Below are 10,551 nucleotides of genomic sequence, written 5' to 3'. Positions count from 1 at the left end.
TCGCTGCTGCGCCATCCGCTGGCCAAATCGGTGACATCGGACTTTGTTGGCGAGGGGCACTTCATGCGCATCCTTTCCGACACCAATGGCGCGGCCGACGCGGATACTCGCAAGGTGGTACTGTGCAGCGGCAAGGTCGCCTATGACCTGATCGAGGCGCGCAATGCATCGGGCGGCGCCAATGGATCTGGCGATGTGCAGGTGATCCGGCTGGAGCAGCTTTACCCCTTCCCCGGCGAACCGCTGGCGCTGCGCCTCTCGCGGATGCCCAAGCTGGAAGAAGTGGTGTGGTGCCAGGAAGAACCGCGCAACAATGGCGCGTGGTTCTTTGTCGAGCAGCTGATCGAGGAGGCGATGATCGCCGCCGGGCGCAAGCTGGGCCGGCCGCGCTATGCCGGGCGGCTGGCGGCGGCATCCCCCGCAACGGGCCTCGCCAAGCGGCACGCCGCCGAGCAGGCCGCGCTGGTCAGCAATGCGCTGTCGCTCTCGGTGCGCAGCGAAATTCGCCGCCGCAAGAAGGCGTGAGCGGTGCGGACCCATCTGGAATTCACCAGCGAACGGTTTGGCGGGCCTGAGGCCCGGCCCAACAGTATCAACGACACGATCTTTGGAGCGGAGCTGGCAGAATTCCTGAGCGAGGCGTTTCGGGCCAAGGGCATGAACGGGGCGGTGATCGAAGAAGACTGGGGCTGGATTGTCGAGCTCAAAGCCGATCCGTTTCACCTCTGGCTTGGCTGCGCGAACTATGGCGATCTTTCCACCTGGCTGGTGTTCATCGAGCCGAGCAAGCCAGAGATCCGCAAGTGGCTGAAGAAGATTGATACCCGCGCCGAAGTGGAAGCCGTGGCGCAGGAGCTTGAGCAGATTATCGTCAATGCCGGTGCGACCAACCTACAGTGGTGGTCGGACCCAGATTCAGGACGGAAATGACCATGTCGATCGAAGTGAAAGTGCCGGTGCTGGGCGAAAGCGTGAGCGAGGCGACCGTGGGCCAGTGGCTCAAGCAGCCGGGCGAAGCGGTGGCGCTCGATGAGCCGATTGTCAGCCTTGAGACCGACAAAGTCGCGGTCGAAGTGGGCGCGACGGCGGCGGGGATCATGGGCGCGCATAGCGTGGCCGAGGGCGAGACCGTGGCGGTCGGCGCGCTGCTGGGGCTGATCGAGACGAGCGGGGTGGCGACTTCTCCGGCTCCGGCGGCGGCGGCGCCCGCTGCTGCTAAGGCTGAACTGGCGAAGGCCGACGATGCCGCGGTGCTCTCGCCCGCCGTGCGCCGCGCGGTGCTCGAAGCGGGCATCGACCCTTCGACGGTGAAAGGCACCGGCAAGGACGGGCGGCTGACCAAGGAAGACGTGCTGAGCGCGGCGCAGGCCAAAGTCGCCGCACCTGCGCCAGTACTGGCTGCCCCTGCCCCTGCCCCTGCCCCTGCCCCGGCAACCGTTCCCGCAGCGCCTGCGGGCGAGCGGCGCGAGGAGCGGGTCAAGATGACCCGGCTGCGCCAGACCATCGCCCGCCGCCTGAAATCGGCGCAGGAAACCGCCGCGCTGCTGACCACGTTCAACGATGTGGACATGAGCGCGGTGATCGCGGCGCGCGACAAGTACAAGGACATTTTCGAGAAGAAGCACGGCGTGAAGCTGGGCTTCATGAGCTTTTTTGCGAAGGCCTCGTGCCTCGCGCTCAAGGATTTTCCAGCGGTGAACGCGCGGCTGGAGGGGGACGAGATCGTCTACCACGACTATGTCGATATCTCGGTCGCGGTGTCGGCGCCGAACGGGCTGGTCGTGCCAGTGGTGCGCGATGTCGACAAACTTTCTTTCGCCGGGATCGAACAGGCGATCGGCGCGTTTGGCAAGAAAGCGCGCGAAGGCACGCTGACGATGGCAGATATGGCGGGCGGCACCTTCACCATTTCGAACGGCGGCGTGTTCGGCGGGCTGATGTCCACCCCGATCATCAATCCGCCGCAGTCAGCCGTGCTCGGCCTTCACCGGATCGAGGACCGGCCAGTGGTGCGCGATGGGCAGATCGTGGCGCGGCCGATGATGTATATTGCGCTGTCGTACGACCATAGGCTGATCGACGGACGCGAGGCAGTGACGGCTTTGAAGACGATCAAGGAAGCGATAGAAGACCCGACGAGGTTGCTGATCGATTTGTGAGGTTTGGTGCGATGGACTGGAAAGAGCACATTCATTCGGACCCGGCGATCGGCTTTGGCAAGCCCATCTTCCGGGGCACGCGGATCAAGGTTGAATTCGTGCTCAAGCTGATGGGTGCCGGGTGGACGGCAGCGCAAATCGCTGAGGAGTTTCCCGGTGTAGAGGAAGTTCATCTTCGGGCAGCGGCGGCATTTGCAGCCGATTTGCTGCACGATGAGGACTATGCCGCGATTGGCCAGGCAAGGGCAGCTTGAAGTTCCTGCTGGATGTTCACATCGGTTTGCAAATTGCGCAAACCCTTGAGGATGCTGGTCATGATGTTCTGCGTGCTGCGCTCATCTGTCCAAAGGACAGTGACTTGGAGCATATCGAGCGGGCAAGGACCGAAGACCGGATTCTGATCAGCGAGGATGGCGATTTTACCGACTTGATCTTCGCGCATGGCCATTCAGCCCCACCTGCCCTGATTTACATCCGTTGCGATCCGTTTGAGCAGAGTGAGATCGCAGCGGCACTGCTTGAAGTGATCAAGGACAAGCGACTGGCGGGTCATGTTGCTGTAGTTACGGCAGAGCAAGTTCGGTTCCGTCGGTTTCCCGCCCGAAGCGGCGAAGTCGAACCGCGATAAGGCATTCATAAATACTGCAATTCGGTGGACGTTAAACATGGCTGACTACGATTACGACGTTCTGATCATCGGCTCTGGGCCCGGCGGCTATGTCGCGGCGATCCGGGCGGCGCAGTTGGGGCTCAAGACCGCCTGCGTCGAGGCGCGTGAGACTCTGGGGGGGACGTGCCTCAATGTCGGGTGCATTCCTTCCAAGGCTTTGCTGCACGGATCGGAGAAATTCGATGAGGCAGTGAACGGCACGTTTGCGACTTATGGCATCAAGACCGGGCCGGTGACGCTCGATCTGGCGGCGATGCAGGCGCAGAAGCTGGACGCGGTGACGCAGTTGACCGGCGGCATCGCGTTCCTGTTCAAGAAGAACAAGGTGACGTGGCTAAAGGGCCATGCCTCGTTTGTCGATGCGCATACCATTTCCATTGAAGAACAGAAGGTTACGGCGCGGAACGTGGTCATCGCCACAGGTTCGAGCGTGACTCCGCTGCCCGGCGTTCCGGTGGACAACGAGGCGGGCGTGATCGTGGATTCGACCGGTGCGCTGGCGCTGACGCGGGTGCCGAAGCATCTTGTGGTGATCGGCGGCGGGGTGATCGGGCTGGAGCTGGGCTCGGTCTGGCGGCGGCTCGGCGCGAAAGTGACCGTGGTGGAATTCCTCGACCAATTGCTGCCCGGCATGGACGGCGACGTGCGCAAAGAGGCCGCCAAGATCTTCAAGAAGCAGGGCATGGAGCTGCGGCTTTCGACCAAGGTGACGGATGTTGCCGTGACGGATGGGATGGCAACGCTGACGATGGAACCCGCTGCGGGCGGCACGGCGGAGACACTGGAGGCGGACTGCGTGCTGGTCTCCATCGGGCGGCGGCCGAACACCGACGGGCTGGGGCTGGAGAAGATCGGGCTTGAAGTGAACAAGCGCGGGCAGATCGAGACGGGGCATGATTTCCGCACCGCCATCGACGGGGTTTGGGCCATCGGCGATGTGATCCCCGGGCCGATGCTGGCGCACAAGGCCGAGGACGAGGGCGTGGCGGTGGCCGAATTCATCGCGGGCCACACCGGCATCGTCGATCACGCGGTGATCCCGGGCGTGGTCTATACCTTCCCCGAATTTGCCGGCGTAGGCCTGACCGAAGAAGCGGCGCTGGAGGCGGCGGGCGGCGACAAGGCGGCGATTAAAGTCGGCAAGTTTCCGATGCTCGCCAACAGCCGCGCCAAGACCAACCACGAGCCCGACGGCTTTGTGAAAGTGATCGCAGATGCCAAGACCGACCGCGTGCTGGGCGTGTGGTGCATCGCCAGCGTGGCGGGTTCGATGATCGCCGAAGCGGCGCTGGCCATGGAATTCGGCGCGACGAGCGAGGACATCGCCTATACCAGCCACGCGCACCCGACCCATGCCGAAGCGCTGAAGGAAGCGGCGATGGCGGTGATGGGCAAGCCGATCCATATGTGATGGGCCACATCGGATGATGCGCCAGCTTTCGCGCTGGCATGTGTGGATCGGCTGGCTGGTGGGCGTGCCGCTGGTGCTGTGGACCGCTAGCGGGCTGTTCATGACATCGTGGCCGATCGAGCAAGTGCGCGGCGAGGACTTGCGCGCGCCGCCCGCGCAGCTTGCCATCGCCGGGCTGATCATGCCGCATGCGCCGCCGCTGCGCGCGCTGAAGCTGACGCTGCAAACCGGCCGCGCGGTGTGGATCGCCGAGGCCGCCGATGGACGCAAGGCGCGCTATGATGCGCGCAGCGGCGCGGCGCTGGGCCGGCCGGGCGAAGCCGAAGCGCGCGCGATCGCCGGGGCGGCGCGGATCAAGCCGCCCGCGATCACCGCAATGACCGCCTTTCCCGCAAGCGCGCCGCCGCTCGATCTGCGAACCGCGCGGCCATCGTGGCAGGCACGCTTTGCCGATGATGTGCATGTCTATGTCGATGGCGAAACCGGCGAGGTGCTGGCGCTGCGCACGCCGCTGTGGCGGGTGTTTGACTTCATGTGGGGGCTGCACATCATGGATCTGCAGGGGCGCGAGAATACGCATCATCCGCTGCTGATCGGGTCTGCCGCGCTGGCGCTGCTCACGTCGCTCCTGGGCCTCGTGCTGCTCGGGCGGCCGCGGCGCAAGGCGCGGTAAACCTCGCAGACCTGGGCGCGCGGTGCCGCTGATGGGGGGCGGTCAGCGCGGTTTTCGGGTTTCGACTTCGAGGAATTGCGGGGTGCTGACGCGCGGAATGCGGGCGGCGGCGGCGAGCGCGGCGGGGGAGGCGCGGTGGCGGGTGACGAGGCCGCGCGCGCCATCGCTGACCAGCGCGGTTTCGAACTCGACCGCGATTTCGGCATCCTGCGAGCGGCTGACCGTGCATACCGCCAGCTGGCCGCCGCCCAGATCGAGCACGACGCCGGTGCCTTCGGGAACGCCGATGATCCCTTCGAGCAGCGCGCCGGTGGCCGAAAGATTGCGCATCAGCACATTGTAACGATGATCCTGATGGATCAGGCCGACCCGGCGATAGACCGAGCGCCGTTCAGGGCGGTGGCGATCGGGGCCGGAAGGTTCGATCAGGAGCGGCGCGCCCGGCTCCGTTTGCGCGCCAATCCGATCCAGAATGGCCTGTTGCCCCAGCGGCGCTGAATAAAGGAAGCCCTGAATCTGCTTTGCGCCGCGCGCGCAGACGACATCGCGCTGGTCGAACGCCTCGACCCCCTCGACCGTGGTTTCCATGCCCAGCGCATCGGCCAGGCCAATGATCGCGGCGATGATCCGCGCGCTGTTCTGATCCTGCAAGGTGCAAGTTTCGACAAAGCTGCGATCGACCTTGAGCTTGTCGAACGGGGCCGAGCGCAGATAGCTGAGCGAGGAAAACCCGGTGCCGAAATCATCGAGCGTGAGCCGCACGCCCAGCGCCTTCAGCGCCTTGAACGCGGCATCGGTGCTGTGGCTGTCGCCCATGAACACCGCCTCGGTCAGTTCCAGCTCAAGCCGCTCTGGCGCAAGGCCGGTGCTTTCCAGCACATCGGCGACCTCTGCCGGAAAGGCCGGATCGGCGAACTGCACCGCCGAAACATTGACCGCGACGCGCACGTCCAGCGGCCAGGCGGCGGCATCGGCGCAGGCGCGGCGCAGCACCCATCCGCCCAGCAGCCCGATCAGCCCAATGTCTTCGGCCACCGGCACGAACATCTCGGGCGAAATCTCGCCGCAATCGGGCCGTTCCCAACGCAGCAGCGCCTCAAACCCCATTACCCTATGATCGGACAGGCGCACCACCGGCTGATAGCGCAAGTCAAGCTGCGGGCAGTCGCCGCCTTCGAACAGGCTGGCAACGGCCGCGCGCACATCATCCTCAAGCTGGCGGCGCTCGTCCTTTTCATCGCGCAGATCGGCCGAATAGAAGCGGAACACGCCGCGCCCGCCGTGCTTGGCGGCATAGAGCGCGAGGTCTGCGGCGCGGGTCAGGTCGTCGCGGTCGCCGCCATCGAACGGAGCGATCGCCATGCCCAGCGACGCGCCGATGACCGCGCGGTCGCCCGCCAGCTCGTAAGGCAGCGAAAGCGCGCCGATGATCCGATCCGCCAACTCGCCCAGCTTGCCGCGATCATCGATCCCGGGCAGCACGATCTGGAATTCATCGCCGCCAAGACGCCCGATCTCGCCGCGCTTGCCCACCACTTTGGTCAGCCGCGCCCCGACCTGGCGCAAAAGCTCGTCGCCCGCCTGATGGCCCAGCGTATCGTTGACCGCCTTGAACCGATCGAGATCGAGCAGGACCAGCGCGCAAGGCTGGCCCGTTTGCCGGTAGGCGGCGAGCACCTGATCAAGCCGGCGGACAATACGATGGCGATTGGCGAGGCCGGTGAGTGAATCGTATTCGGCAGCGCGCGAATCCTGCGTTTGCCGCTCGTATTCGGTGGTGATGTCGCGCGCGCTGCCGCGATAACCGGAAAATGCACCGGCCGCATCGAGCCGCGCCTGCCCGCTGAGCGCCCACCACGCTGGCGGCGCGCCCTCGCCCGCCAGCGCGGGTATCAGCCGCACAGTGACATCGGCAAGCCGCGCATGCGCGCCGAGGATAAACTGCAACGGGCGGCCCGAGCGCTCGGCCTGATCATCGGGATCGGTTTCAAACAGCGCCGCGACCGGCTTGCCCAGCAGCGCGGCCACATCGATGCCGAAACGCTGCGCCGCGCCGGGCGAGATATAGCTGAGGTGGCCCTCGCGGTCGGTCGCCCAGAACCAGCCGGTGCTGGCGCGCTCGATATCTTCGAACAGGGCAAGGCGGCGCGCGGCATCGTCTGCGGCGGGCGCAGCTTTTGGCCCATCTGGTGCGCGCGCTGCGCTCCAGCCTTTGAGCAAGTTCTTCACAGCCATGGGCGGCTCACCCGACGTATCGAATCCACTGGCCGGGCATAAACGGGCATAGTTACGATGAACCTAAGATCGCGGTATTTTGAGCCTTTGCAGACCAGCCTTTGCGATCAGCAGCTGAGGGTTTAGGAACCGCCGGCATGGCGCTCCCGCTCCTTCCCGCATCGCAGCTCGCGATCCTGCCGCCAGCCGATCTCGTCGCGATCTTTGGCGCGGCCGATCTGGCGGGCATCGCGGTCTGCGCAATCAGCGGTGCACTGCTGGCCGCGCAATTGCGCCAAACATTCGTGACCATGGCGTTTTTCGCGCTGATCACCGGCGTGGGCGGCGGATCGGTGCGCGATCTGCTGATCGGTGCGCCGGTATTCTGGGTGCGCGATCAATGGGTTGCGCCGGTCTGCCTGAGCGCGGCGCTGCTGGTGTGGTTCACCCCGCGCCGCTGGTGGGAAGGTGCGCTGCTCGATTGGGCGGATGCGGCGGGGCTTGGCGCTTATGCCGTGCTCGGCACCGCCAAAGCGCTGGCTTATGGCGTTGCGCCGGTGCCCGCGATGCTGATGGGGGTGATCACCGGCTGCGTCGGCGGGGTGATCCGCGATGTGCTGGCGGCCAGGCCCTCCATCGTCATGCGGCCCGAGATCTATGTCACCGCCGCCGCGCTTGCCGCCGCGCTGTGCGCCGGAGGCACCGCGCTGGGCCTGCCCAATGTGCTGGTTTGGCCGGTGGCGGCGTTCACCGGCTTTGGCCTGCGCGGCGCGGCCATCCGCTGGAAGTTGGCGATCCCATCTTATGCACCGCCGAGCGAGCCCGCGCCTTAACGCGGCATGATGGCGCGGCCGCCACGTTTTGGCCACAAGGGGTCCCTATTCGCGTCTGCACAATAAGGGAGAGAACATGAACAGAGGTCTGGTCTGGGCCGCAGGAGCGATGCTCACCGCAGCGCCCGCGTTTGCCGCCAAGAGCGACATCACCGGCCTCTGGCGCACGCCCGATCGCGGCGGGCTGATCGAGATTACCCCATGCGGCAAAGGCATCTGCGGCAAAGTGCTGGGCGGCGAAAGCGGCGATCCGCTGGATTCGCTCAACAAGGACCCGGCGCTGCGCGGGCGCTCGCTGATTGGCATGACCCTGTTCCGCAATCTGCGCCCTGTCGGCCGCGCGTGGAAAGGCCGGATCTACAATCCCGACGACGGCAACACGTATGATGTGACCATGACGCCGCGATCACCCACCCGGATGGACGTGCGCGGCTGCATCGTCTGGCCGCTGTGCCGCGGCAAGGATTGGGTGCGGGTGAAGGGGTAAGGGGTAAGGTCTGGCGCTGACCCGCGCCGCACCTCACTCCATCGTCACCACGACTTTGCCGGTGGCTTTGCGGTCGGCCAGCAGCGCGATGGCATCGGCCCCGCCCGCCAGCGGATAGCGCGCCGAGATGCGCGGGCGGATCTTGCCGGCTTTGAGCAGCGCGAACAGTTCGGCCACTTGCGCCGCGTTGCGCTCCGGCTCGCGCGCGGTGAATGCGCCCCAGAACACGCCGCAAATGTCGCAGGATTTGAGCAGCGTGAGATTGAGCGGCATCCGCGCGATGCCAGCCGGGAAGCCGACCACGAGGAAGCGGCCCTCCCACGCGATGGCGCGCAGCGCAGGCTCGGAATAATCGCCGCCCACGACATCGTAGACCACGTTCGCCCCGCCCGGCCCGCAGGCGGCCTTGAACGCTTCGGCCAGCGCCTTGCTCTGGTCCTTGTCAAACGGTGCGCGCGGATAGATCACCAAGTCGTCCGCGCCGGCCTCGCGCGCGATGGCGGCCTTGTCCTCGCTCGAAACGGCGGCGATCACGCGCGCGCCGAAGGCTTTGCCCAATTCGATCCCGGCAATGCCCACGCCGCCCGCCGCGCCGAGCACCAGCAGCGTTTCACCCGCTTTGAGGTGTCCGCGATCAAGCAGTCCGTGGATAGTGGTGCCATAGGTCATCAGCAGCGACGCGCCGGTTTCGAAATCGACGCCTTCCGGCAGCGCAAACAGCCGCCCCGCATCGAGCGCGATCTTTTCGGCCAGCCCGCCATTGCCGGTGCCCGCGATCACCCCGTCGCCCACGCTCCACCCGGTGACGCCCTCGCCCACGCTTTCGATCACGCCCGCGATCTCGCCGCCCGGCGCAAACGGGCGCGCGGGCTTGAACTGGTACATGTCGCGGATCATCAGCGTGTCGGGAAAATTGATCGCGCAGGCCTTAATCTTGATCACGACCTGCCCCGGCCCGGCGACGGGATCGGGCACATCATCGAGGGTCAAAGTTTCAGGGCCGCCTGCTGCGTGCGATTGCAAGGCCTTCATGGCAAATTCTCCCGGTTGTTTATGGCGGCCTTGGAAGCAAGTTTTCGCAGGCTTGGGAAGCGTTTTTCGGCGATTGCGCCTCTGCGCGTCGCGGCGGAGGCCGGGACCTCAGGCGGTTTGGTGCTTGGACAGGCTGGAGCTCCGGCCTTCGCCGGAGCGCAGGTGGTTCAGGCGGGGACGCCGGTGCCTTGCGCCAGAAACGGGCGCTCGTCGCGGGCGGTTTGTTCGAAGCGCGCGATGGCGTCGCCGCGCGCCATCGTCAGGCCCACTTCATCGAGCCCGCCCATCAGGCAGCTTTTGCGGAAAGGGTCGATCTCGAACGTATAGCGATCCTGAAACGGGGTGGTCACAGTCTGCGCGTCGAGGTCGATATGCACCGGATCGGTTTGCGCCACTTCCATCAGCCGGTCGATCGCCTCTTGCGGGAGGACCACGGTGAGGATGCCGTTCTTGAACGCGTTGCCCGAAAAGATATCGGAAAACGATGGCGCAAGGACCGCCTTGATGCCCAGATCGAGCAGCGCCCAGGCGGCATGTTCACGGCTGGAGCCGCAGCCGAAGTTATCGCCCGCGATCAGCACCGGCGCGCCTTTTAAGGTGGGCGAATCGAAAATGTTGTCAGGATCGGCGCGCAAGGCCTCGAACGCCCCCTGCCCCAATCCTTCGCGGCTGATCGTCTTGAGCCATTTGGCCGGGATGATCGCATCGGTATCGATGTTCTTGCGGCCAAACGGGATGGCGCGGCCGTCGATTGTCGTCACAGGTTCCATCGCGGTGCCTTAGCCGCAGCGGCACGCCTTGCGCAAGATGGCGCTCAATCGGTTTCGAAGGGCTCGGCCGGCGGCTTGCTCTTGGCAGCCTTTTCGGCGCGCTCTTTGCGCCGCGAGGAATAGAGCAACGCGGCCGCAAGCGCCGCCGAACCGATTGCGGCGCCCGCAATGGCAGCGGCACTGGTCCAGTCGCTCGGGGGGGTCTCCGGTTTCTTGCTCACGCCAGGCTCCTCTTTTCTTGAAGCAAGATTGGCCGTTGCTTTGCCGAATGCAATGGGGAAGCGAAGATTCCTGCGGGAAGA

The 10,551-nt window shown here is 65.5% G+C and carries 12 protein-coding genes and 1 pseudogene; 9 read left to right on the top strand and 4 right to left on the bottom strand.

What is annotated here, in order from left to right; all coding sequences use genetic code 11:
• The 7 genes and pseudogenes from sucA to Q0O40_RS07510 form a co-directional block, all read left to right on the top strand.
• Positions 1 to 525: pseudogene (sucA, locus tag Q0O40_RS07540) on the top strand (2-oxoglutarate dehydrogenase E1 component); the annotation flags it as partial.
• Between the two features lie 3 nt (positions 526 to 528).
• Positions 529 to 930, top strand: coding sequence for a hypothetical protein (locus Q0O40_RS07535; RefSeq protein ID WP_295528184.1), 402 nt, complete (start codon positions 529 to 531; stop codon positions 928 to 930).
• Between the two features lie 2 nt (positions 931 to 932).
• The gene (odhB, locus tag Q0O40_RS07530) at positions 933 to 2,159 is read left to right on the top strand and encodes a 2-oxoglutarate dehydrogenase complex dihydrolipoyllysine-residue succinyltransferase (RefSeq protein WP_295528190.1); all 1,227 of its coding nucleotides are present in this window, start codon (positions 933 to 935) and stop codon (positions 2,157 to 2,159) included.
• 11 nt (positions 2,160 to 2,170) lie between these two features.
• On the top strand, positions 2,171 to 2,413 hold the full coding sequence (locus tag Q0O40_RS07525) for a DUF433 domain-containing protein (protein ID WP_295528181.1): 243 nt from the start codon (positions 2,171 to 2,173) through the stop codon (positions 2,411 to 2,413).
• On the top strand, positions 2,410 to 2,787 hold the full coding sequence (locus Q0O40_RS07520) for a DUF5615 family PIN-like protein (RefSeq protein ID WP_295528179.1): 378 nt from the start codon (positions 2,410 to 2,412) through the stop codon (positions 2,785 to 2,787). The genes Q0O40_RS07525 and Q0O40_RS07520 overlap by 4 nt, the downstream gene beginning before the upstream one ends.
• A gap of 37 nt (positions 2,788 to 2,824) precedes the next feature.
• Positions 2,825 to 4,240, top strand: a complete 1,416-nt coding sequence (gene lpdA / locus Q0O40_RS07515) for a dihydrolipoyl dehydrogenase (protein WP_295528178.1) — start codon at positions 2,825 to 2,827, stop codon at positions 4,238 to 4,240.
• Positions 4,241 to 4,253: 13 nt separating this feature from the next.
• Positions 4,254 to 4,913 carry a PepSY domain-containing protein gene (locus tag Q0O40_RS07510; RefSeq protein ID WP_295528176.1) on the top strand — a complete coding sequence of 220 codons (660 nt, stop codon included), beginning with the start codon at positions 4,254 to 4,256 and terminating at the stop codon, positions 4,911 to 4,913.
• Between the two features lie 42 nt (positions 4,914 to 4,955).
• Here the strand turns inward: Q0O40_RS07510 and Q0O40_RS07505 are convergent, their stop codons facing one another.
• The gene (locus Q0O40_RS07505; RefSeq protein ID WP_295528173.1) at positions 4,956 to 7,148 is read right to left on the bottom strand and encodes an EAL domain-containing protein; all 2,193 of its coding nucleotides are present in this window, start codon (positions 7,146 to 7,148) and stop codon (positions 4,956 to 4,958) included.
• A gap of 137 nt (positions 7,149 to 7,285) precedes the next feature.
• Between Q0O40_RS07505 and Q0O40_RS07500 the strand changes: the two genes are divergently transcribed.
• Positions 7,286 to 7,960, top strand: coding sequence for a trimeric intracellular cation channel family protein (locus Q0O40_RS07500; RefSeq protein WP_295528170.1), 675 nt, complete (start codon positions 7,286 to 7,288; stop codon positions 7,958 to 7,960).
• A gap of 76 nt (positions 7,961 to 8,036) precedes the next feature.
• On the top strand, positions 8,037 to 8,447 hold the full coding sequence (locus Q0O40_RS07495) for a DUF2147 domain-containing protein (protein ID WP_295528168.1): 411 nt from the start codon (positions 8,037 to 8,039) through the stop codon (positions 8,445 to 8,447).
• 33 nt (positions 8,448 to 8,480) lie between these two features.
• Here the strand turns inward: Q0O40_RS07495 and Q0O40_RS07490 are convergent, their stop codons facing one another.
• From Q0O40_RS07490 to Q0O40_RS07480, 3 genes are all read right to left on the bottom strand, one after another.
• Positions 8,481 to 9,479 carry an NADPH:quinone oxidoreductase family protein gene (locus Q0O40_RS07490; RefSeq protein WP_295528165.1) on the bottom strand — a complete coding sequence of 333 codons (999 nt, stop codon included), beginning with the start codon at positions 9,477 to 9,479 and terminating at the stop codon, positions 8,481 to 8,483.
• Between the two features lie 167 nt (positions 9,480 to 9,646).
• Positions 9,647 to 10,249, bottom strand: coding sequence for a 3-isopropylmalate dehydratase small subunit (leuD, locus tag Q0O40_RS07485; RefSeq protein ID WP_295528164.1), 603 nt, complete (start codon positions 10,247 to 10,249; stop codon positions 9,647 to 9,649).
• A 44-nt stretch (positions 10,250 to 10,293) separates the two neighbouring features.
• Positions 10,294 to 10,470 (bottom strand): hypothetical protein, encoded by a 177-nt coding sequence (locus Q0O40_RS07480; protein WP_295528162.1) that lies wholly within the window; start codon positions 10,468 to 10,470, stop codon positions 10,294 to 10,296.
• Between the last annotated feature and the right edge of the window lie 81 nt (positions 10,471 to 10,551).

Origin of the sequence: Novosphingobium sp. Chol11 (assembly GCF_945870625.1) — a bacterium.
Classification (GTDB): domain Bacteria; phylum Pseudomonadota; class Alphaproteobacteria; order Sphingomonadales; family Sphingomonadaceae; genus Novosphingobium.
This window is presented reverse-complemented; position numbering and strand designations above follow the sequence as displayed.